This window comes from Sinomicrobium endophyticum (assembly GCF_052983315.1).
Genome location: NZ_JBRKIS010000044.1, coordinates 128,581 through 151,592, shown reverse-complemented (window position 1 = coordinate 151,592; position 23,012 = coordinate 128,581). Strand labels below are relative to the sequence as shown.

Below are 23,012 nucleotides of genomic sequence, written 5' to 3'. Positions count from 1 at the left end.
TAAACTTTTTTTTGAACTGTTAACCTTTGATTTAGAACTTGGCATTCAATCCGATAAGGAAGGTGCTGGGTCTGGGGTATTGTCCGTAATCAATACCTTGAGTCAGTAAATTGCTGTTTCTCGATCCGATCTCGGGATCGTAACCCGAATAATCGGTAATGGTTAACAGGTTGCTCCCCGAAAGATAAAATTCGAGCCCGGAAATAAACCTGTTGCCATTGCGCGACAGCCATTCTTCGGGTATTCTGTACCCGATCTTAACGGTTTGTAACCGCAGATAGGATCCGTCTTCGATAAATCGATCCGAAGTACGTGTATTCCCGTTGGGGTCCGCATTGATCATACGGGGGATGTTAGTATCCGTATTTTGTAGTGTCCAGGCATCCAGAACGGCAACATCGGCATTGAATAACCGGAGTCCGCCTTCCCGGTATACTTTAGCAGCATTATATACATCATTGCCCTGAACGCCATTCCAGAACATATTAAAGAAGAAGTTCTTATAGTCGGCATTAAAGTTGATCCCGTAGGTGAAGTCAGGTATAAAATTACCGATGATAGCCCTGTCTTCAGGAGTGATAGTGCCATCGTCGTTATTGTCTTTAAAGATCAGGTCTCCGGGGGCTGCATTTTCCTGGTAGGGCGTATTGGGATTCCTGCTGTTATAGTCGTCAATCTGGGCCTGGCTCCGGAATATACCTTCCACCTGCCATCCGTAAAACTGCTGTATCGGGTCTCCGACCGATGTACGGGTAATATCAAAGCCGCCAGTATCTGAGTTCTGCCCGGCAAAGAGTGTTGAAGTTTCCGTAGCCATGCTGACAATATTGTTTCGGTATAAGCTCAGGTTGGCCGAAACATCCCATTTGAATTCGTTATCGTAGTTTGAATAGTAAGTTCCCTGAAATTCAAGGCCCCAGTTTTTCATCCCCCCGATATTGGCCAGTGTGCTCCCGGCATACCCGGCGGAAGAAGGAAGGGGGACGGCAAGTATTAAGTTGTCGGTCTTCCTGTTGTACCATTCGGCAGAAAATTGCATCCTGTTATTGAAAAGACCTATATCCACACCGGCATTGACCATGGTAGTGACTTCCCATTCCAGTTCGCCATTGGCAAGTTTGTCGAAATAAGCCCCTTGGAATACTTCATCGCCAAACAGTGCCGTGGTATTTTTCTGAATCCCCGCCTGGCTTTCGTAATCTCCGATACCTTCAAAACCTACTTTTCCCCAGCTTCCGCGGAGTTTTAGCTCAGAGATCCCGGAGTTTGCCATAAACGATTCTTCAGCTATATTCCAGCCCGCAGAGATTCCCGGGAATGACTGCCATTTTTTACCCCCGGCAAATCTGGAAGAACCGTCTCTCCGGATCGAGGCACTGAACAAGTAACGCCCGTCAAAGTCATAATTGAGACGGCTGGCATAGGAATAAATGGTATTTGCACCTTTGGAACTGTTCAGGATCGGGTCTGTGGCACCGGTAAGGATATCCAGTTTATTGTTGTCGAGACGGCCGGAGCCGCTCAGGCTACTGTATTTATTATCTTGTCTTTCGGCTATGGCTATCACATCAACATTGTGATCTCCAAAAGATCTTTTATAGCTCAACTGGTTAGAAAAATAAGTTCCTGTTGACGTATCCCTCGTATCTGTGACCTCCTTTTTTTCCCGGCCCCTGAAACCGTCAAAATAAATAGGTAAAATAATGCTGTTCCTGTTGTAGGACCAATCTACCCCTGCAATAAATTTGTATTTCAGGTCATCGGTAATATCAACGCCTATCGAGGCCGTACCGAAGATCCTTACATTCCTGTCGGTATTGCGGTCCATCAATGCGGCACGGACCGGATTATCCGGGTCTGTTGCGTCGGCGGCATCCGGCGCCCGGTACCCTCCGTTTACGGTTGGGTCGTAGATGGGGATATAGGGAACTCCCCTAATGGTATGTTGTATTAACGACCTGCCTCCCGAAACGGCTTCATTTCGCCTGTTGCCTGTGGACACGGTAAGGGTCTGGCCGATATGGACCCTGTCATAGATATCATGATCCGAATTGATCCTTACGTTATAGCGTTTATATCCTGTTCCGATGATACTACCCTCCTGCTTAAAATATCCGAAAGACGAAAAGAACCTGGATTTTTCCCCGCCCCCTCTAAGGCCCAGGTAGTGATTGGTTGTGAAACCATCCCTGAATAATGCATCCTGGTAATCAGTATCCGTCTGTGCATAGGTCTGACCGGCTCCCTGGTAGATGGGTTTATCCATGTTATCCCACCTGCTGGGGAAAGGTGCTCCGGCGTTTCCAAGGAGCATTTTCCCATATTGCATGTACTGTTCGCGGTTCAGCAAATTCAATCTTTTAGTGACCCGTGAAAAACCGGCATATGAGCGAAGTTCCACATCCGGTTTTTCGGTATAGCTTCCTTTCTTGGTCGTTATCAAAACCACCCCGTTAGCCGCCCTTGATCCGTATATGGCGGCTGCACTGGCATCTTTTAAGACCGAAATAGATGCTATATCATTATTGTCAAAATCTTTTAATGACCCCGCAGGATAACCGTCTACCACATACAGTGGATCGGCTGGAAAACTGACTGAGCCGATCCCCCTGATACGGACGATGGGATCCGTTCCCGGAGCACCATTATTCGTGACCTGCACGCCCGGCATACGCCCCTGCATGGCTTCGGTAAAACTGGGAGCGGGAAGTGCAGTGACTTCTTCAGACGAAATGGACGAAACCGCCCCAGTTACCGCTCCTTTCTTCTGGTTCCCGTATCCGATGACAACTACCTGTTCCAACTGGCTGGCCGATTCTTCCAGGCTTACATCTACAGAAGACGTTCCGTTTACAGGTTCTTCTACTGTGGTGAACCCCAGGTAACTGAATACCAGTGTTGCATCTGAGGGGACTTCTATAGAATAATTTCCGTCAAAATCAGTCTCAGTCCCCGTGGTTGTGCCTTTAACTACAACCGATGCACCCGGCAAAGGAGTGCCACTTTTATCAGTGACCGTACCAGTGACTGTCTCTTGAACTTCATCCTGCACAATCAGGGTATTGCTGTTCGATGTTTTTGCTGCCACGTGATAGAACATACACAACAATAACATAATCACTGAAAATAAGCGTAAAGATTTAAGCTCTCTTACAGATATAAAATGAGTTTTCCGGCGCATAATTTTTCTTGTCATTTAGTGGTTTTAACGTGAATAATGTTGAAGAAACTGTTCGGGTTTTCCATGATCTCCCCGAGATATACGTGACCCGAACCATAAATTATGACCGTGATCTTGTCCATGACCGCATCTTCCATTACAGATATTACAAATGGGCAAAAACAAGTGATAAAAATCAACCCAGAAGTTTCAACAGCAAAACAGCCAGGTCAACTTCCTAATTTCCGTAGCTACTGTTTTTCAGGCCATCCGGGCAAATCCTGATTTGTTGTCCGTAAAGCGTATCAAATACATCTGTAAGATAATTTCCGCCATTGGAATTGTATTTCAATTCAAAGAACATAAGAACCCCCAGGTCATTATCTATCACATATTCGGCGGCCTTAACAGCACTGACTTTTGGGGTGCTGTTCGCACCGGCATCCGGGTTTACCGCAATACCCTCTCCCAGTTGCGATTTGGAGAACCCGTTATCCAGGTAATTATTTATTTCGGCTTTCGAAACTGCCCAGTAAGACATGGTCCACCCATAATCGAGCAGGTCGGAAAGCTTTTTACCATTATACTTATATGAGAGGTCTTCCCGGGCCCCATGCCCGTAAACGCCCAGGGCTTTGGCTATAATCTTATCAGGCATAGCTTTCCGAATGGCATGACAGGCCCATATTAATGACCTGTTGTTGCTCTGATCGGGACATTTGGAATACTCATCGTCAATCTCAATACCATCAAGTCCGTACCTTTCCACCACGTCCCTGACCCTTGCGGCATAGGCTTTGGTATCTTCATAACTTTCAAAACAGGACCAGCCTGCCTCGTCCCAATTTCCCAGAATGCTCAGCAACACCTTGGTCCCGGCTTCCTGGAGTTGTCTTACATGAGTAATATTATTTTCCAGGAGATTAGTCACAGCAGGATTTAATCTCACTTCGGCCTTCCCTTCGGCATCCAAATTGATATTCCCGGCAAATATGACCGCTATATCAAAGGCCGGGCTTCCGTCTTCCATACGAATGCAGTCTACATTGGTCAGCAGGCTGTTTTTAGTTTCTATGTATACTACACTTAAAGGTGACCTGGGTTTGCTCTCCTCAACAATAGTATCGTTCTCTTTTTCCTTAACGATAGTATCCTTTTCCTTTTCCCGGTTAACTTCCGGGTTCTTCATCAAATCATCATTATTACAGGCTACTAATGTGGCTAATACTACTCCGGTGGTCATTAAAAGACGCCGTATTTTTTTAAAAAGATCAGTTGTTTTCATTCTAAAAATACATTTAAGGTTCTCATTGATTTTCTCACCGTTATAGCCATATCGACAATTCTTCCGGCTACATAACCGCTTATTTTCTATTTCTCTTATTTCTTTCCAAATAAAAGAGGGTGTTTCGTTCTATTTTCACCTTATAACAAGGGTTTTCTTATCCTCTAAATGAAAACTGACCGCGCCTACACGCTCTATCTTTTCCAACAAAACAGTGACACTTTCGGAGCGGTTTAAAACCCCCGAAAATACCATATCCCTTTTACTGGTATCTTCAAACTTCACTTCCAGGTCGTACCAGCGCGAAAGAATACGCATCATCGCTTCCAGTCTCATATCCTCAAACATAAACTGGCCGTTTTTCCAGGCTATCTTGTTAGTTACATTTACCGCAGTTACCACCAGAGTTTCCTTACCATCCTCTACCACGGACTGTTGCCCCGGAAAAATTGTCCTTGTTAAAGCCCCATTGCTTATGCTGACCTTCCCCTCCACCAAAGTGGTCAGCACCCGGCCTTCTTCACGATAACCCTGAATGTTAAATTCCGTGCCCAGGACTTCTACCACCTGTTTCCGGGTATGCACCCTGAAGGGGGTATCATCGTGTCTGGCAGCGGGTGATACCTCGAAATAAGCCTCCCCGTAGACCAACTCCACTTCACGGGGACGGCCTTTTGTAAACGATACCGGGTATTTTATCCGGGTCTCCGAGTTCAACCATATCCCCGTACTGTCAGAGAGCTGTACGTAAAACTGTCCTCCTCTCGGAACTGTTAGATAGTTATACACCGTCTCCGACCCGGAAACCGATGTCCCCTCCGTATACGCAAGACGTTTGCCATTGCTTTTCGCTTTGCCCGTAGTGTATGGACGACCTTCCTCAAGAACAATATCTTCTCCGTCTTCCAGGGTAAGGACCGCTTTGTTCCCTCCGGGGGTAATCGGGGTAACTATCTCCGTATTCTTAACCGAAAAACCGTTAAAAATGCTTTCTTTAAAGACAAATCCTATGGATAACAATAGTAAGATAACTGCTACTGCCGCATATTTTATATACCGGGAAATAAAGCGTGGCTTCCCGGGGTGATCCACAGGCTGTTTATGTACCTGCACAGGTTCAAACGGCCTTTTCAGTTTGGAAATCAGCCGGTTCCAGGAGGCTCCTTTATCCAGGTTATCCTCAAAGCCGGCCTTCTGCCATGTCTTGTATGCATACCGGTAAGCCTTAAAGGCGCGCCTGTTTTCCTCGCTCTCCTCTATCCATGACGTCAAGGTCCAGAATTCATCCGCCCCGATCTCTCCCGTGGTATAGGCCGCTATCAGCTCCAATATGTCGTCGGTGATCTTATCCATGACCCTATCGTCTATTTTATATATTACAATTTCTTAATATCAGGTGACAAAAATTAACGTGAATCTTTCAGAAGGAAGTCATTTACCCGTATAACAGGAAAGTATAAATCATAACCAAAAGCATACCCCGCCAGTCTTTAATTATGCTTCCCGAGTTTTTTGTAGCCAGTATCGGAAAAAGAAAAAGCCCGTTTTTTTTAGAGTCTGGCCAACTTTCAGGGTTTTGTTACGGCACAAAACAGTCAATGAAAGTAATCTCACACACAATTCCGTTATAATATTTACTTCTCAATCTATTGTATCCGCACTGAGTTAAACAAATGAGATTGCTCTTTAGTTACCGGGTTATTAAGTTACTGAGTTATTCAGGCAACATCACGTAAAATCAATAACTTAGTAGTTCAATAAATCAACTATCTCGGGGCAAGCCCGCGAGATATTCAAACGAGCAAACCTTAGCTCATTTCGATGCAGAGCATCGGGGAATAAAACCAATTTAATGGGATTTAATAACTACAACTATCTTATTGCATTTCTTGTGGGCTCACCATTTATGATACGCCACAAACCCAATGGGTTTTTATTCTGCAATTCCATTGGCAAATAATCCAGATCCCAGTTTTGGTAAGTAACCGGTTTCAAAAACCGTTTAATAGAGAAGGGCCCGACAGCAGTAAACCTACTATCGCTCGTTGCCGGATAGCCACCTCCATGCTGCGTTGCATAAAGTAGCCGGACACCATTGGAGAAGTTGTTTAACATTAACCTACCGGCCATATCGGACACGGTTTCAACGAGTGCTTGATACTTATGCAAATCCTGTTTTTCTGCAAATATGCATGCCGTTAATTGACTGGCAAAATGTTGGGACAAAGCAGCCAGTTCGTCTTCATTTTTATACGTAACCACAATAGAAAACGTTCCAAAAACTTCTTCGGAGAGATTTTCATTGGCCAAAAATACCGGCGTGTTGGTTTTTAACACAATAGATTCCACTGAAATTCCGTCTCCCGGTTTCCCTTGTGCCAAAATCTCCACCTGATCGACATTCAAGGCTGCCGCTTTTCCCCTTCTGAAGGAATCTGCAATACTATCCGTTAATAATGCCTGAGGTTCCATTGCCTTTAATTCATTTTGCAAAGCTGCTGAAAAAGAATTGAACTCTTCGGTTTCAGGGACAATTAATACTCCGTTATTGGTGCAGTACTGACCTGCTTTATCCGTTAAAAAATCTTTAAACCGTTGCGCAAATGCAGCCGCATTATTTTTCCAGTATGCCGGCAATACAAAAACAGGGTTTACGCTTCCCATTTCTGCAAATACAGGGATAGGTTCCGCTCTTTTGCCGGCCGTATCGTAAATGGCCCTACCCCCGGAAACGGATCCCGTAAAGCCGACAGCTTTGATTAATTTGTGCTTTACCAGGTATTGTCCTCCCGCATTCCTATTGGAAAAAATCTGTCCGAAAAGCCCCTTGGGATAACCTGCTTTTTCTAAAGTTGTTTTAATAACCTGTTCCATGTAAACACTCGTTTTCGGATGTGCAGCATGTGCTTTCACAACAACAGCGCATCCGGCGGCGAATGCCGCTGAAGTGTCAACCCCGGCGGTTGAAAATGCAAAAGGCCAGTTACTGGCTCCAAAAACAGCTACCGTACCCAAGCCCTTCCCGATCGTTCTGAGGTCGTAACCCTCATAATCCGAACCATGCACCTTCGTATCGATACGGATATCCAATACATGGCCCGACAACAGGGCTTCCGCATTCTCTCTCCACGCTTCTACCAACCAGCTCTTTTCAGCTCGCAGGGTCTCTTTCGGAAGGTGTGTTTCCTGATGTGCTATTGAAATGATTTCTTCATCTGAGTTTTCGATCTCACTGGCTATACTATGCAGTAAATAAGCACGATCTTTGACATGCTTATTTTTATACCGCAAATACGCCTGATGGGCCTGTTTTACGATTTTGTCTATATTTTCTATCGAAGTAAATGAATCCATAACTTACCTTTTTGTTTCTTCTCTCAATATTGTGGCCGGGAAAATAATTCTATACAGACAATGTCCACCTTCGAGGTGCTCCTGCCACTATAAGACGACGCTTTTTCCGCCCGGTGATCTCATTCATAACCGCATCCTCTATTATTAGATATTATAAAAGATCAGAAACGGGTGACAAAAATTAATTTAACGTGACTTAATGTCGTCCGGGTTCTTTTTGTTTTTCTCCTTTCCAATGCCAGGGAGATGAGTTGTAAATCTTTGAACCTTGTAGTGTTTGGAAGACCTTCCGTTGGTCTTAGTAGGTGTCGTGACAGAGCAAAGCCCCCTGCGGTAGGAACATGTAGGTACAAAATGGTATGGCAACAGACTCTTGTTATGATTTTTGTGAATATGGTCATCATAGCAAACACGCTAAAAACAAAATGGAGAATCTACGAAATATTATAGATTCTTAGCATATCTCCACTCGCCCCCCCTGTAAAATAGCCCCTTACTTATTTTGGTTACAAAACATCAAAGAAATAAAAAAATCAATTGAAAATCAATGGATTTCAAACGCTTACTATTTTTTAATAAAAAAAACCTATGTTTGTTATGATATTTTTTCTTTCTTTAAAAGAAAGTTTTTCATCAAAAATATAATATAAATTTCTCTCTACAATAACATTAGATAGCCTTATTATAATTTTTAAACTAAAACCGAAAATGATATGAAAACGCAAAACACTGTATTGAGAATCTGTACGGCCGTCTTTTTGTTTTTTACAATGATGAGCTGTGAATACATAGACATCCCACCAGGCGAACCTACGGAGCCTGACGAAGCTAAGGTGTACGTTGCCGGATATAAAGATAATGTAGCCATGTTGTGGAAAAATTATGGACCTCAATATCTTACCAATGGCGAAACAGGAGCTGCAGCCCAATCAGTAACTGTTTCGGACGGCAACGTATATGTGGCAGGGGAGAACAATGGTAAAGCCATGTTATGGGTAAACGGCAAAGCTCAGGCTCTTACTGATGGAACACAACGTGCTGTAGCTTCGTCAGTAGCCGTTTCGGGCAGCGATGTGTATGTGGCAGGGGAGAACAATGGTAAAGCCATGTTATGGGTAAACGGCGAACCTCAGACTCTTACCGATGGGACACAGAGAGCTCAGGCATTGTCAGTAGCCGTATCAGGCAGCGATGTGTATGTCGCCGGATATCTACGTAAATCCGTCAAAACAGAAACAATAGCAATACTTTGGAAAAACGGCAAACCTCAAGCCCTTACCGATGGGACACAGGAAGCTCAGGCATCGTCAGTAGCCGTTTCGGGCAGTGATGTGTATGTGGCGGGGTTTGAAACTGATGTTCATAGTAGTAACTATCTAGCCAAGCTATGGGTGAATGGCAATGCTCAAGTTAAAGCTCATGGAGGTAAGGCTTTGTCAGTAGCCGTATCAGGCAGCGATGTGTATGTCGCCGGATTTGCATACGACCATAAGAACGACGTAAGCGCAGCAATGCTTTGGAAAAATGATGAATCTCAACAGCTTACTGATGGGAGGGAATCTCAAGCCCGGTCAGTAACTGTTTCGGGCACCGATGTTTACGTGGCAGGAACTAAAGTTAATGAAGAAAACGATAAGGATGTAGCCATGCTCTGGAAAAATGGCGATCCCATTCAATTAGTTGAGGTTGATACCACTTTTTCCGCCCCTGTTACCGGTGCTATGAGCGTATTTGTAGAACAGTAACTGGTCAAGAAAGGCGGTAAACATAAAGGGGTTAGCTAATAAGAAGAATAATGGCAAGCGGAAGTATTTCTATGTGCTAAAAGTCCAACTGGTCACAACAGAGAATGGAATCCCTGTGGAGATGTACCTTCCCCTATCAAAGAATACATGAGAGAACGTATAGAAACCAGTATCAGCCTGATTACCCGTCCCTGATGTCAAAACATATAAATGCCGTAACCCCGAAAGGGTTTGTCATCAAGCTAATACTATTCGTTATGGCTTTCCAACCCGATAATTTTATTGAAAAACTGGAAACGCAGGTTATTTAGTATTCATTTTGTTTTAGCACCCCGTTCGAAGCCATGATATCCGCATTCGGGATCGGGCAGGCAAACTTCCTCGAATGTTTTTCCAGGGTATAGTGCACCGGGGACTCATGATCCAGTATGGTAGATGCATTATACGGATAAAAAGTCCGTGTCATCACAACATCATCCGAAGGGTCATCATTATTGTTGTAACGCCGCACATCAAACCAGCGGGTCACAAAAGGCATTTCCCTGCGGCGTTCTTCGGTAAGCTTAACTACTGCTTCCTGTTGAGAAGCTGCACTGAGGTATTTGACTCCGGCCGGCGCATCCGCATCCATCCTGGCCTCCCTGAGTTCGTTGAGTGTCTCCAGGCCCTCCTGCCAGGAACCCTGGCGGATCTGGCATTCTGCTTTGGTAAGGAGCATTTCAGGAACCGAAGGACCGTTAGGGATATAGGTGTTAAAAAAAAAGTAACCCGGGTAACTATAATTTGTGGTTCCAAGTTCATAGGAATAATCTTCTACCATGTGATATTTATACCTCAGGTCATACCTAGGGTCATAAAGGTCCAGCAATTCCGGGGACGGAATATTGCTTGAACCATTACGTAAATATCTTAAATAATAAAACTCCCCCCATTCCAATAAATGAGTGGGATCCTGTCCTTGGTTGCTATCGGCCGTATAAGGAAATTTTAACCTGATGGTAACGGTATCCGGATCAAAAATGGTCACTTCCCTAACCACATCCGAATAATGCATCTCGGTATTGTAATTTCTTAACCGGTTGTACATCCCCAGGGCCTCCTCAGCATATTGCTGTGCCCTGATATAATTGTATGACGACAGGTAGTACCGGGCTGCAAAAGCATAAACCGCTGGCTGGCTGGCTCTCCATGTCCGGTTTTTGTTATTGATCTTATCCAGGGAGGTGGCTAAAGTCAGGGCTTCCTTGAGGTCTGCATCGATAAAATCCCAGGTTTCATCAAGAGTGGCCCGGGCTACCGGTTCTTCAAAACTGATGGTTTCTTTGATCGGGAGCCCCAGTTCTTCCTTATTGGTTTCCGAATAAGGCAGGCAATACACCTGAGCCAGTTGAAAGTAGCTATATGCCCGTATGAAATGTGCTTCCACCTTAAGCTGTTGTTTCCTGTCCTCACTACCCCTTACCCTCTCAAGATAGAACAGAACCAGGTTTGCTGTAAATATTTTCTTCCATTCGGTCTCCCAGTAAAACCGTGTATTTATACGGCTTACCTCCTCCCGTTCCCACGTAGCATATTGCACCTCGTCAATTGAGTATATGTAATTGGGTTGGGCATCGTATAATGCTGTAAACAGGCCATAATCATCTGTTCCGCATACCAGTTCATAGGCTATTTCCTCTTCAGCAAAATCTCCGTAATTGTTTAACAGACTTTCCAGGTCTTCCACGGTTTCAGGAACTACGCCAGATGTTTTGGAAGGCGGTTCATCCAAAAAGTCATTACAACCTGTAAAAACTCCTGCTATAATAACAACGGCTATAAGTTTGTATATGTTCATCGGTTTGTATTTATTTTTATTATGCCCATAGAGGATTACCCCCCCTTTAAAAATTTAAATTGACCCCAAAAGTAAAAACAGGCTGCGCTCTTATGCTTCCCATGGGATACTCCGGGTCTTCGCCATAATCGTTAAATAGAATTACCCCTATATTATTGGCCTGTGCAAAAAAACGCAGGGTACCTATACCGTATTTTCCCAGCATATTTTTAGGCAACGAATAGCCCAGGCTGATCTCCCGGAACCTGATATGGGAGGCATCTGCTGTTAAATAATCGAGATTTGTGGCATAATTTATCCCCCAGTACAGATAACTATCGGGGACTTCCCCTCCCACCGGAACAGGGAGAACTTCGGAAGGATCGGAATCCAAAACTTCGCGGTAACGTTTGTTCACACGGATATTTCTACCCGACATTGTATTATCATATCCAAAACCCTCACGCCGGAAGACGTGGCCCAATTTAGCGGTAATGATAAAGGAAAAATCAAAATCATAGACCTGGAAAGAACTGGTCAACCCCAATGTGCTCGGGGCCACAAGGGTACCCTGGTTAAACACATATTGACGGCCATCTCCCGGAGGGTACCTGCCCATAAGCGGTATCTTTTTATCGTCAGGCCCGTAAACAGCAGGCAGCAGGTAGGGGTCTGATGCCGTCCCGGTATTGACCATCCCGGCATAACGGTACGACCACAAGGTGTTTACGTCATAGCCCTCTACATAAGAAGAGGGACTTCTTTGTTCAGTAAGATCTATTGTAAAGTATGACGTTCTGAAAAATTTGGTGATCCTGTTTTTGTTATATGCATAATTAATACTCCCCGACCATACAATATCCTCTCCCCTGATGGGGAGTACCGTGCCCAGGCTGATCTCAAAACCCCTGTTGGACATTTCTCCACTATTGATCTTTTGTTCACGGGTACCATACACGGAAGGTATGGACTGCAAGGCGATTAGGTCTGTACTGTTCCGGTCGTAGACATCCAGGGTTCCGTACAATCGCCTCCTCCAGAACGAAAAGTCCAGCCCCAGATTCACACTCTGGGTCCGCTCCCACCGTAAGGCAGGGTTCCCATAGCTGGAAACCCTTGCTGTAGGTCCCTGTATATACGGGTCCAAGACGCCACTAATATCTATCAATGGCAAAAAGGAGGTAGACCTGTCCACATTCCCGTTATACCCATAGGTTAGGCGCAGGTTTAACCGGTCTATCCATGCCTGCCCCTCCATAAACCCTTCACGCCCCACCTGCCACCCCAGCCCCACAGACCAGAACGGGGAATACCGGTATTTCGGGTCATCCGAGATCAGGTTAGAGGCATCGGTACGGTAACTCCCCGTCACCGTATACTTATCGGCAAAGGTATATGCCAGGTTGCCATATAATGAAAAATAACGGTCTGTAGTATTCCAGAATGTATGTGTTGTATATATTGTAGGTATGTTAAAACGTTGACCTTTCCAGTTTACAAACCCATCCGGAGGGTTTAAAACTTCTGCTGAGGTTCGGGTCCGGTCATTGTACCCATAAGCCCGGGGGTTTTGTGTAGATTCCTCAACCCGATCCGAAATTTCAGAACCCGCTACAAAATTTATCGCATGCTTTTCGGCCAATGTCCGGTCAAAGTTTAACTGGTTCCTGAAATTATAGGCTCGAACGGTCGTTTTAACCTGGCCTAAGAGTCCTCCCTCCGGGAGATTGGCCACAGGCGCCGTATCATAATCCTGGTTCCACCTGGCCCCCTCATTAACTTCCTTCCTGGCTTCAAACGATTCTCCCGTATAATGCCATCTCCAACTTGTCTGAAACAATTCGTACTGCAGTTTCGAGGACAACGTCAGGCCTTTAACCACCTTTAAGGTCAGCCCCGCCTGGAAACGGGTGTTTATATCCCGGGTTGTCAGGTCCCTGTGCCTGATCTCCGATACCGGGTTGTACGACCAGTCCGGATACGGAAACTTCTCCATGGGCACAAAGGCCTCCATATTGGGCGTGTAATACTTCAGGTAGGACATATCCGTCAGACTCCCGTCGGCATTGACCAGCATATCATAAGGCTGAAGGGATTGGATCAATCCCAGGTCCACACCGTTATTCTGCCTCTTCTCATATTCGAACATCCCCGAGAAGTCAAAGCTAAGCCAGTCTGTAATATCGGCCTGGTTCCCATAGTTGATCAATACCCGTTCCTCCCTGTCCCCTTTAAAAAAGGTCTTGCGGTCCTCGAACAGCAGTGACAGTCGGTTGGACAGGTGTCCCCCCCCTCCCGAAACCTCAATATTATATTGTCTCGTTACAGGCGTTTGCAGTAGATAATCCCGGATCTGTTGCCGGTTGTTCAGCCCCCTTAGCCGCTCCAGGGCAGCATCCCTCTGCTCCGGGGTGATCCGCCCTAAACGCGCCTCGTTCATCGCCGTCACCGCCAGGGATTGAGCACTCAGATCGCTAACCGATGCGGATGGCCGCAATTCTGGTCTTCCGAAAAAACCAGTATTAAAGCCTTTTTGTTCATAATCAATCACCTCGGCACTGGTGGCTACCGGGTTTACATAACCCAGGTCCAGCTTGCCCGAGGTCTTTACAAAGGAAGAAACCGAAACCCGCGGCTTCCCATGCTTACCCTGCTTACTGGTCACTACAATAACCCCGTTGGCCGATTTGGCCCCCCAGATGGAGGCCGCTGCAGCATCCTTTAATACCGTAATACTCTCCACGTCATTGGGGTTAATGTTTTCCAGGCCGCCTTCTATCGGAAAGCCGTCATAAACCACCAGGGGCTGTGCATCGGCCAGTAAACTCGACTGGCCCCGGACCCGGAAATTCACCGATCCGTCAGCTCCTACCGCACTCTGAAGGCCAGGCACCACCCCAACAAGCCGCTCTGCTATACTCGAAGCCGGTTTTTCCAGTTGCTCTTTTGCCACCGAGACAAAAGCCCCTGTGGCCCGTTCCCGGGATATGGTCTGATACCCCGTGGAGACCAGCACTACCTCATCTAAAGCGGTTATATTTTCCTCCAGTTGTACATCAATTACAGAGGAGCCTGTCTCAACAATGATTTCCCGGGGAGCAAAGCCCATAAGAGAAAAAGATAATGTACCTCCCACAGGGACCTCAATATGGTAATTCCCGTCAAAGTGAGTGACAACACCGTTCTCACCTCCCTTTACCAGGACTGTAACCCCGGGAAGCAGGTTTCCTTCGCTATCGGTAACTGTTCCCCGGATATCAACTGTTTGCGCGGCTGTAGTTACTCCGGAGATCCCCTCCTTTTCTCTTACAATAATCGTATTGTTATAAAATTCATAGGAAAAATATTCCGGGGCAAGGATCTTATCCAGTAAATCCCCCGTCCTCATCTCTCCTCTTGTTATCTTAACGGGGGAGGCACCCTCCAGAAGAGCGGGACGATAGATAAATTCGTAATCTGTCTGGCTTTCGATCAGGTGAAAAACCTCTTTTACAGATAATACAACATCCGTATCAATACGCACACGGGCATCCTGGGAAAACCCTTCGTAACACCCCAAACCAAAGGCCACGGTACAGTAAAGAATAAAGTTTTTCATCCCTGCCAGCAGGAGCAATCTCCCCATCAAAACGGGCACCCTCCTTTCATTTAGTTTTCATATAGTTCGAGTGAAGTTAGTTAACCTTTTTTAATTAACACTCTATAAGGAATAGAACTACTCCGTGGAAAAGATGCTGGTTTTGTTCCTTTTTCTGTTTCTCTCCAGGTAAGGGAGAAGGACCTATATTGAGAGGCACTTCGAGAATCTCTTCATTATGTAGCCCTTATATGCTGAAATATTCTGTTTTATTTTTACTTTATAATGAGGGTTCCATCCGTTATCTGAAAACTCACCCCGCCTACACGCTCTATCTTCTCCAGCAAAACAGTGACACTCTCCGAACGCTTCAAAACCCCAGAAAATACCATATCCCTTTTACCGGCGTCTTCAAACTTCACTTCCAGGTCATACCAGCGCGAAAGAATACGCAGCATCGCTTCCAGCCTCATATCCTCAAACCTGAACTCACCGTTTTTCCAGGCGACCTCGTTGGTTACGTTTACCGCAGTTAACTCCAGAGTTTCCTTACCATCCTCTACCACAGACTGTTGCCCCGGAAAAATTGTCCTTGTCAAAGTCCCATTGCTTACGCTGACCTTCCCCTCCACCAAAGTGGTCAACACCCGGCCTTCTTCACGATAACCCTGAATGTTAAATTCCGTGCCCAGCACTTCTACCACCTGTTCCCGGGTATGCACCCGGAAGGGGGTATCATCGTGTCTGGAAGCAGGAGATACCTCAAAATAGGCCTCCCCGTAGACCAGCTCCACTTCGCGGGAATGGCCTTTTGTAAACGATACCGGGTATTTTATCCGGGTCTCCGAGTTCAACCATATCCCCGTACTGTCAGAGAGCTGTACGTAAAACTGTCCCCCTCGCGGGACCGTTAGATAGTTATACACTGTCTCCGCCCCGGAAACCGATGTCCCCTCCTTATACACCAGATGTTTACCATTGCTTTTCGCTTTGCCCGTAGTGTATGGACGGCCCTCCTCAAGAACAATATCTTCTCCGTCTTCCAGGGTAAGGACAGCTTTGTTCCCTCCTGGGGTAATCAGAGTAACCATCTCCGTATCCTTAATCGAAGAACCGTTAAAAATGCTTTCTTTAAAGATGAATCCTATGGATAACAATAGCAGGATAACCGCTACTGCCGCATATTTTATATACCGGGAAATAAAGCGTGGCTTCCCGGGGTGATCCACAGGCTGTTTATGTACCTGCACAGGTTCAAACGGCTTTTCAAGTCTGGAAATCAGTCGGTCCCAGGAGGCTCCTTTATCCAGGTTATCCTCAAAACCGGCCTTTTGCCATGTCTTATATGCATACAGGTAGGCCTTAAAGGCACGCCTGTTTTCCTCGCTCTCTTCTATCCATGACGTTAAGGTCCGGAACTCATCTGCCCCGATCTCTCCCGTGGTGTAGGCCCCTATCAACTCCAATATATCGTCAGTGATCTCATCCATGACCGTATCTATCCTATATTTATATTATGAGTACATAAAAAATCCAAATTTATTACTTTTCGGACTTAGGACATCAAGACATCACACTGATTATCTCAGTCCTCGACATTTTAAATGTCCTATGTCATAAATCCTGTAGTCTTACGTCTGAATTATTTTTCGTCATGTACTAAAATTTTATATACTACACTTTTTCAAAAAGCCAGAAAAAGTGACAAAAAATCCAATTGTTTAAAAAACAACAATAACAGGACCATGGTAACAAGCGATTGGCGAAGCTGTTTCAGGGCCCTGGAATAATGAGTTTTTACCGTGTTTATAGAAATACCCATTTGTTCGGCCACTTCTTTATATTTCATGTTTTGCAGTACGATGGCCTTAAAAACTTCCCTACCTTTTTCAGGCAGGGCTTCGATCTCCTTATAAAGTTTATTTTTTTTCTGCTCCGAAACTTCGCGAGAGATCTGTTCTTCTTCCATAAGTGTATTGACCTCATCTTCGATCTCCTCAAAGTAATACCGGGAATTTCTTTTAGCAGCCAGCAAGGCATTATTCCGCACAGCCATAAACAGATATGGGCCAATGGGCGCTTCAAATTCCAAATACAATTTTTTGTCCCAGATCTTTATAAATAATTCCTGGACAATATCTTCGGCCATAGAAAAGGAACCGCAATACTTCAGAGCATAGCTGCTCAACGGCTCATAGTAAAGCTCAAACAACTCTTTGTAGCCCGAAGGGTTTCCATTTTTAAGTTTTTCCAGGATGGTCAGATCTCTTGATCCCATAAATATATTGCCACAACAAATTAATCTCCAAAGCTATTTTTGGAGTTCATAAACAATTATAGGGCAAAACTCTCCTATAATGGCGCGTAAATTAACTAAAATAATGTGAATCAGCAATAGCCCCTCCCAAGGTTTCACCCTTATTCGAAGAAAATTCAGGTATGACGGGAAGAAAAAAAACCCTTTTGTTATGAGTTCTCAGAAATTGATTACCTCATCAAGAGCTTTGTCTGCTTCCTTATGAATAAAATTAGCCTGGTAGTTCAGGATTGTTTTTAATCACTATGCCGATATAATTTCTGTAACATTAACGGGTGTATCCTTTCCCCTGCAATATTACCAAAACTATGACGGGCAATATGATTCGACAACGACTTTTCTATACCACATTGGGTAGCAATACGCTCAAGGTATTTATTGAGAAGGCTTGCGGCATTCCTTGTTTTTCAAAAACATCCTCCGGGTTTTTGAGGTCCGCATCACGCAAAAATGGAAATACAAATCCTTGGTGTATTTGTAATAGTCACTATTGTGCGACCTGAAAAGTCGTTGATATAAATGTCTCGTTGTTGTACAAAGAGAGACCTGTTATTCTGCTAACAGTAGCCTACTTCGACATGCGTGGCTGGTAACGGCCGGGTATGAAGCTCGAAGGACAACGTACCGAAAGCTAATATTAGCTACCTGTCAAATATTGTGAAATATCTAAAGGTGCTGGGAGTTCCGCCTGGTATAGGGCAAGGCTAACCGGTAGGATTAAATTAAATGAACTGTTGTAAACATCGTAACTATTGAGGAGCCAAACGGGACTGATAGGCTTCAGCCAAAAAGGCAACGCGTGGGACAAATCGCTAATAGTTCGATTTGCGCAGACAACAACACGCACGGTGGAAAGACAGAATCTAACCCGGTTATGTTATATCAATGGAACAGGGTAAGCCCAATTGTCCGCTCTATGCTGCTTTTAATAGAAGTAAGAGCAAAGTTCCTCCGCAAGGAGAACCTATGGGTGAGTGGGTAAAGGATGAAGCAAAAAGCGAAGGGATGCCTGTAATGGGTGTCATATGGGATGAAACGATTGCCCTACGGTGAAAGCCGGCTGACTTGCTTCTGGTCAAACTTCGTAATCAACTTAAAGAACTTCACATTAAGAAGGCAAGCAAATGACTACAACCAATAACATGCGCGTGGATGCGGCCCTCACTCGGCTGGTAGACTGGGAGACCATTGACTGGTCTTACCATGAAGCCGTGGTAAAGAAGCTTCAGGTAAGGATTGCGAAGGCAATTCAAGTTGGTAGACAAAGGTCAGTGAAAGCTCTCCAATGGTTACTAACACATTCTTTATCAGCCAAATTACTGGCTGTAAGGAAAGTTACACAAAACAAAGGTAAAAACACTCCCGGAGTGGATGGCAGAGTGCTATCCAAACCTGAACAAAAAGTTGCTCTGGTAAAAGAGTTAAGCCGCAGGAACTACAAACCCATGCCGCTTCGACGAATTTACATTCCCAAACCCAACGGAAAGAAACGTCCTTTAGGAATTCCGACCATGAAAGATAGGGCGATGCAAGCATTACATGCTTTGGCGCTCATTCCCGTCGCAGAAGCTACCGCCGACAAGGACAGTTATGGTTTTAGACCGGAACGTTCTACAGCGGATGCAATTGAACAACTCTTTGTTGTATTATCAAGGAAAAGTTCACCACAATGGATATTGGAGGGAGACATTAAAGGCTGCTTTGACCATATCAGTCACCAGTGGATGTTGGACAATATCTGTACAGATCAGCCGGTACTGAAGAAATGGCTAAAAGCCGGATACATTGAAACCCGGAAACTCTTTCCAACGGAGGAAGGGACTCCTCAGGGAGGAATAATATCCCCCACGCTCTGTAATATGGTGCTGGATGGTCTGGAGGAAATCCTCAAAAACGCATACAACACCAAACAGGGCATACACTATGTGCGATATGCGGATGACTTCGTTGTAACTGGACATTCAAGGGAGCTGCTGGAAAACGAAATCAGGCCGATGATAGCCAACTTCCTGAAAGAACGGGGACTGGAACTTTCCATTGGGAAAACCAAAGTCACCCATATTACAGAAGGATTTGATTTTCTCGGTCAGAACATTCGTAAATATAAGTGTGGAAAAGACCAGTTCAAACTTCTTATTAAACCGTCCAAAAAGAATGTTCAATCATTTTTAAACCGTATCCGACAGGATTGCAGAGAAGCAGGTTCCAAAGATCAGGCCGCACTGATCAGAACCCTTAATCCCAAAATAAGAGGATGGGCTAATTATCACCGGTCTGTGGTTGCCAAAGAAACGTTTAGTAAGATCGACCATATCGTTTGGCGCCAAACATGGCGCTGGGCAAAAAGGCGTCATGCTAACAAAGGGAACCCGATGGATACACAGAAAATATTACTGTAAAATCCAGCTAAGGAATAATTGCTTTTATGGTCTCGAGGTACAAAAGGGTGGAACGAAAAGAAGGATTGTGCTGGTAAATATGGCTGATATCCCTATCAGACGCCATACAAAAATCAGAAAGCAGGCACACCCCTACGACCGACAGTATGACGAATATTTTGAAATACGCACATCAGAGAAATGGAGGCGGAACAACAAAAGAAGTCTGGTAAAATACCAGATAGAATTGTAGAAAGGGTTATGTCCTTGCTGTGGAGATAAAATTACCATTAACCAGAAGTGGTATATCCATTTGTTGGTAAGAGCCTCGAAAGGTGGAGAATACTGTATGGGTAATATCTGTATTACCCACCCATCCTGTCATAAAATTGGCTTTGAAAAGAGTTTTGTGTATGTATTGCCGGTTACACCTATCAAAGTGTAATTAAGATTTGACTTGAGCCGGATGAGGTGAAAATCTCACGTCCGGTTCTTAAGGGGGAAAGGGGGAGCAATCCCCCTGACCTACCTGACTGATCTGACAGTTGGAGGTTACTAAAAATCACCATCGCCCCTCTATTATACATCTTTTATCATTTTGGTTTTAGCAGGTCGCGTGCCATTCAGCCTTCCCTTTCGGCTACGCCACCAAACAACAGATGTGCCCAGGTCGCTGTTCCTGCGAGGATACCCCGCAGCAGGGGCATGCTTAAATAATTTTCCTATAAATAGCAACAGCGGTTTATGCGGAAAATTATTTGACCTGGACACACCGTAAGGCCAACCGCTTCCGTTGTCCCGGGAGCGTGTTGGTCTGTTGTTTATAGCACAAGACTTGCGAAAACCAAAAACAAGTGTAGCCACAAATTCCTGTTTTTAACATTGTCTTTTATCATAACTGTCTTCTCCATAATCTATTTCTCTTTACTATCAATCAAACCTAAAATCCTAAAATCAGCAGGGCTGCCGAGATCCGAGTGCATACAGCCCAAAACATCGGTTGTGACACAATCGGACATCTTGCCGTTATCTTCGACGGTAACTAACCGTATTATTACAATACCTTAAAGCATGCTATGAATAGTTATATCATTTTAATAAAGATTTTCTTTTATGTACTTCAGCTCTTTGGGTGTAATCGCTACCCGGAAATAAGGTTTTGCAAGAGGAGGATGGACGAGTTTTATATTGTTCAATATTTTTTTTAAATCCTGTTGGATGACAGAAAATTTCCTTTCTAATCGGGAACAGCGGTTTTTATAATAGTCCAGTTCTTCCCTGGTTTCTTCCAATTGCAAGTCCAAGGGCAAAGGTTTCCCATCTTTTTGCTTTGGAAAAGTCTTCTTTTCCTGCCATAGCTTTTTCTTAGGTCCCCGTGCAGGAGAAGTATTTTCAAACAGGGATTGCAGCATCTCCACAGTAGGTTGGGTCTGTTGCTTTTCTATATCCTTTACCATAGAAACAACAGCATTAATACGCTTTTCCAGTACATTTTCCAAAGTCTGCATGTTTGGCCCTATGACATCTTTCGGAGAGATTTCATTGTACTCAAAAAAATCCAGCATGAGCAACAAAGTCATGGATTGGGATTGGGACAGTTTTTTGCAATACTTTCGGAATTTTTGGGCTACCGAAGTTTTAATCTTCAATCCTTCAAAGGCTTCTTTTTCGTATCCTATATCCATTTTTTCATAAAAATTTTACGGGTTTTACTGGGCTGAGCGCGTTTTTGTTATAAAAATGGAAAATTTTATTTCATGGCAATAAAACCATACTAAATCAATTCGTTGATTATAAGAGTGTTACAAACAAACATAATCCGTAATGTCGCGTCAGCGCATTACCCTCTTGCTATTCCCTTAGATTCGCTTATAATTTTCATTGTAACTAAAACCTCCTGGACGGCCCACCTAAATACATAAAGTTAAACATCTCATAGAGTCGGTCTGCTATCCGGTTTCTTCGCTCTTCCATTTGATTTCCATAAAAAGCTTTCAGTTCGTCAATGGTAAGATTGGTAGTGACAAAGGTCTTGGTGCCCTTGTATTTGAATTCATTGTAGCGGAGTTCTAAAATCCTGCCCAAAAGTTTTTCTTTTACACCCCAAGCGTTGGCCAGGCGTTCTGTTCCAAGATCATCAAAATGTACTTTCCCTTTGGCGAATTTCTCGATAACATACTCCCCTTCCTTATTATACTGGGGTACCACATCATGGACGGATATACTACTAAACCAAAACTGCATCAGGTGATATTTCCTGCTTATGCCTTAGATAATGTCAAAGACAGAACTTTTATCTGTCCCACAGGGGCCATATATTAAAAGTCCTTTTCGCAATTCTCCGTTGGATTCTTTTTCAAATGCTATGTCATTAGCCCAATATTGAGAGAGCAGGTTTAGAAATTCCCGGTTATACTGGTCAACAATAAAGGGACGGTTCATCTTTCCGAAATAGAGCTGCCCTTCCTTCCATAAAAAGGATTTGAATTGCGCTGTGGTCATTATAGACTTTGGCGACTTTTGAGAGACACAAGGAGATACACCATTCGGAAAAACCTTTTTCTTTTCATCAGCCATGTCATTTTTACCTTCCTTATCCTTTTGAGGGGTGGTTTCAGGTTCAGTTCTATACTTTGTCTTCCCTTTCATGGCTTCCTCGGGTTTACTTTTCTTTTTTTAAAATTTTTCTTTTTATAATTATTACTATTTAATATTTCTTCTTTAGTATTATCTCTAAAGAATGCTTGTATAGGCTTCTCAAAGATGCTGATATACCTATTCAGGATTTCCTTAGTACCCTCATCCCGGTACAGATGCCTCTGGATATACCCCAGATCCTCCAGTTGTTTTAACCAGAAATTGATGGGTTGGGTAGATACCTGGAACAGTTCCTCAAAATACCGGTTAGTAGCATAGCAAAAGCCTAACTGGTTGGTTAGGGAAGTGATCTCGGCATACAGGATTTTAGCATTCGGGGTCAATCTTTTGTCATACCTGACCGGTGCCGGGAGAACGGAATAATATGACGGTTGTTCTTTTTGCATTATTTCCGGCTGGGTTTAATCAGACCGGGGTTTTTCCGGGCCAATTCCAAAAGTTCTGCTTTAGAAAAGAAAATAGACCGCCCGATCTGGAAATAGGGCACTAATCCCTTTTTCTTCCAACTGATCAGGCTTGTTACCGAAATCCCCAGGAACCGGGCAGCTTCCTTTTGGGTTAACCGGTCTTCTTCCGAGTTCATGGGGGTATGGGAAACTATTTCGGTCTTCCGGATTTCTTCCACAACCATGCGTACCACCCTTTTCAAGTCTTCCTTGTTGTGGGTATAAAACAATACATTGCTCATCATCAAACTGTTTTAAGATTAAACTTCCGTTTCA

The 23,012-nt window shown here is 44.4% G+C and carries 15 protein-coding genes and 2 pseudogenes; 3 read left to right on the top strand and 14 right to left on the bottom strand.

Translation table 11 applies throughout. The annotated features are described in order from the left end of the window. Positions 1–31: 31 nt before the first annotated feature. From ACVBDU_RS19110 to ACVBDU_RS19095, 4 genes are all read right to left on the bottom strand, one after another. The gene (locus ACVBDU_RS19110; protein WP_123217873.1) at positions 32–3,196 is read right to left on the bottom strand and encodes a SusC/RagA family TonB-linked outer membrane protein; all 3,165 of its coding nucleotides are present in this window, start codon (positions 3,194–3,196) and stop codon (positions 32–34) included. Positions 3,197–3,398: 202 nt separating this feature from the next. After that, positions 3,399–4,445 (bottom strand): glycosyl hydrolase family 18 protein, encoded by a 1,047-nt coding sequence (locus ACVBDU_RS19105; RefSeq protein ID WP_447181325.1) that lies wholly within the window; start codon positions 4,443–4,445, stop codon positions 3,399–3,401. A 135-nt stretch (positions 4,446–4,580) separates the two neighbouring features. Beyond that, positions 4,581–5,798: a FecR family protein gene (locus ACVBDU_RS19100; protein ID WP_447181324.1), complete on the bottom strand. Its 1,218-nt coding sequence runs from the start codon at positions 5,796–5,798 to the stop codon at positions 4,581–4,583. A 519-nt stretch (positions 5,799–6,317) separates the two neighbouring features. Further along, positions 6,318–7,799 (bottom strand): aldehyde dehydrogenase family protein, encoded by a 1,482-nt coding sequence (locus tag ACVBDU_RS19095; RefSeq protein ID WP_447181323.1) that lies wholly within the window; start codon positions 7,797–7,799, stop codon positions 6,318–6,320. Between the two features lie 713 nt (positions 7,800–8,512). Here ACVBDU_RS19095 and ACVBDU_RS19090 point away from each other — a divergent pair. Both ACVBDU_RS19090 and ACVBDU_RS19085 read left to right on the top strand, forming a co-directional pair. Beyond that, positions 8,513–9,544 carry a hypothetical protein gene (locus tag ACVBDU_RS19090; RefSeq protein ID WP_447181322.1) on the top strand — a complete coding sequence of 344 codons (1,032 nt, stop codon included), beginning with the start codon at positions 8,513–8,515 and terminating at the stop codon, positions 9,542–9,544. 46 nt (positions 9,545–9,590) lie between these two features. Next, a pseudogene (locus tag ACVBDU_RS19085) lies at positions 9,591–9,855 on the top strand (hypothetical protein); the annotation flags it as partial. Here the strand turns inward: ACVBDU_RS19085 and ACVBDU_RS19080 are convergent. From ACVBDU_RS19080 to ACVBDU_RS19060, 5 genes and pseudogenes are all read right to left on the bottom strand, one after another. Beyond that, the gene (locus tag ACVBDU_RS19080) at positions 9,852–11,381 is read right to left on the bottom strand and encodes a RagB/SusD family nutrient uptake outer membrane protein (RefSeq protein WP_447181321.1); all 1,530 of its coding nucleotides are present in this window, start codon (positions 11,379–11,381) and stop codon (positions 9,852–9,854) included. The pseudogene ACVBDU_RS19085 and the gene ACVBDU_RS19080 overlap by 4 nt on opposite strands. A 46-nt stretch (positions 11,382–11,427) precedes the next feature. Continuing rightward, entirely contained in the window at positions 11,428–14,997 is a 3,570-nt protein-coding gene (locus ACVBDU_RS19075) for a SusC/RagA family TonB-linked outer membrane protein (RefSeq protein ID WP_447181320.1), read from the bottom strand. 215 nt (positions 14,998–15,212) lie between these two features. Then, positions 15,213–16,427, bottom strand: coding sequence for a FecR family protein (locus ACVBDU_RS19070; protein ID WP_447181319.1), 1,215 nt, complete (start codon positions 16,425–16,427; stop codon positions 15,213–15,215). 194 nt (positions 16,428–16,621) lie between these two features. Then, positions 16,622–17,215, bottom strand: coding sequence for an RNA polymerase sigma factor (locus tag ACVBDU_RS19065; protein WP_447181318.1), 594 nt, complete (start codon positions 17,213–17,215; stop codon positions 16,622–16,624). Between the two features lie 198 nt (positions 17,216–17,413). Further along, positions 17,414–17,720 (bottom strand): annotated as a pseudogene (locus ACVBDU_RS19060) (site-specific integrase); the annotation flags it as partial. Positions 17,721–18,378: 658 nt separating this feature from the next. On the opposite strand from ACVBDU_RS19060, the gene ltrA reads away from it, so the two are divergent. Beyond that, positions 18,379–19,653 (top strand): group II intron reverse transcriptase/maturase, encoded by a 1,275-nt coding sequence (ltrA, locus tag ACVBDU_RS19055; RefSeq protein WP_447181317.1) that lies wholly within the window; start codon positions 18,379–18,381, stop codon positions 19,651–19,653. A gap of 1,073 nt (positions 19,654–20,726) precedes the next feature. Here the strand turns inward: ltrA and ACVBDU_RS19050 are convergent. The 5 genes from ACVBDU_RS19050 to ACVBDU_RS19030 all read right to left on the bottom strand — a co-directional run bounded on the left by ACVBDU_RS19050 (position 20,727) and on the right by ACVBDU_RS19030 (position 22,978). Then, complete coding sequence (locus ACVBDU_RS19050; RefSeq protein WP_447181316.1) at positions 20,727–21,317, bottom strand: BfmA/BtgA family mobilization protein; 591 nt, start codon at positions 21,315–21,317, stop codon at positions 20,727–20,729. Positions 21,318–21,519: 202 nt separating this feature from the next. Beyond that, the gene (locus tag ACVBDU_RS19045) at positions 21,520–21,876 is read right to left on the bottom strand and encodes a P-loop NTPase family protein (protein WP_447181315.1); all 357 of its coding nucleotides are present in this window, start codon (positions 21,874–21,876) and stop codon (positions 21,520–21,522) included. A 24-nt stretch (positions 21,877–21,900) separates the two neighbouring features. Next, entirely contained in the window at positions 21,901–22,281 is a 381-nt protein-coding gene (locus ACVBDU_RS19040) for a hypothetical protein (protein WP_447181314.1), read from the bottom strand. Continuing rightward, positions 22,278–22,676 (bottom strand): helix-turn-helix domain-containing protein, encoded by a 399-nt coding sequence (locus tag ACVBDU_RS19035; RefSeq protein WP_447181313.1) that lies wholly within the window; start codon positions 22,674–22,676, stop codon positions 22,278–22,280. The genes ACVBDU_RS19040 and ACVBDU_RS19035 overlap by 4 nt, the downstream gene beginning before the upstream one ends. After that, positions 22,676–22,978 carry a helix-turn-helix domain-containing protein gene (locus tag ACVBDU_RS19030; RefSeq protein WP_447181312.1) on the bottom strand — a complete coding sequence of 101 codons (303 nt, stop codon included), beginning with the start codon at positions 22,976–22,978 and terminating at the stop codon, positions 22,676–22,678. Before ACVBDU_RS19030 ends, ACVBDU_RS19035 begins: the two co-directional genes overlap by 1 nt. Positions 22,979–23,012 lie beyond the last annotated feature (34 nt).

Coding starts and splice junctions, on each gene's coding strand:
- ACVBDU_RS19110 (WP_123217873.1), bottom strand. CDS start 3,196: ATGACAAGAAAAATTATGCGCCGGAAAACTCATTTTATATCTGTAAGA.
- ACVBDU_RS19105 (WP_447181325.1), bottom strand. CDS start 4,445: ATGAAAACAACTGATCTTTTTAAAAAAATACGGCGTCTTTTAATGACC.
- ACVBDU_RS19100 (WP_447181324.1), bottom strand. CDS start 5,798: ATGGATAAGATCACCGACGACATATTGGAGCTGATAGCGGCCTATACC.
- ACVBDU_RS19095 (WP_447181323.1), bottom strand. CDS start 7,799: ATGGATTCATTTACTTCGATAGAAAATATAGACAAAATCGTAAAACAG.
- ACVBDU_RS19090 (WP_447181322.1), top strand. CDS start 8,513: ATGAAAACGCAAAACACTGTATTGAGAATCTGTACGGCCGTCTTTTTG.
- ACVBDU_RS19080 (WP_447181321.1), bottom strand. CDS start 11,381: ATGAACATATACAAACTTATAGCCGTTGTTATTATAGCAGGAGTTTTT.
- ACVBDU_RS19070 (WP_447181319.1), bottom strand. CDS start 16,427: ATGGATGAGATCACTGACGATATATTGGAGTTGATAGGGGCCTACACC.
- ACVBDU_RS19065 (WP_447181318.1), bottom strand. CDS start 17,215: ATGGGATCAAGAGATCTGACCATCCTGGAAAAACTTAAAAATGGAAAC.
- ltrA (WP_447181317.1), top strand. CDS start 18,379: ATGACTACAACCAATAACATGCGCGTGGATGCGGCCCTCACTCGGCTG.
- ACVBDU_RS19050 (WP_447181316.1), bottom strand. CDS start 21,317: ATGGATATAGGATACGAAAAAGAAGCCTTTGAAGGATTGAAGATTAAA.
- ACVBDU_RS19045 (WP_447181315.1), bottom strand. CDS start 21,876: ATGCAGTTTTGGTTTAGTAGTATATCCGTCCATGATGTGGTACCCCAG.
- ACVBDU_RS19040 (WP_447181314.1), bottom strand. CDS start 22,281: ATGAAAGGGAAGACAAAGTATAGAACTGAACCTGAAACCACCCCTCAA.
- ACVBDU_RS19035 (WP_447181313.1), bottom strand. CDS start 22,676: ATGCAAAAAGAACAACCGTCATATTATTCCGTTCTCCCGGCACCGGTC.
- ACVBDU_RS19030 (WP_447181312.1), bottom strand. CDS start 22,978: ATGAGCAATGTATTGTTTTATACCCACAACAAGGAAGACTTGAAAAGG.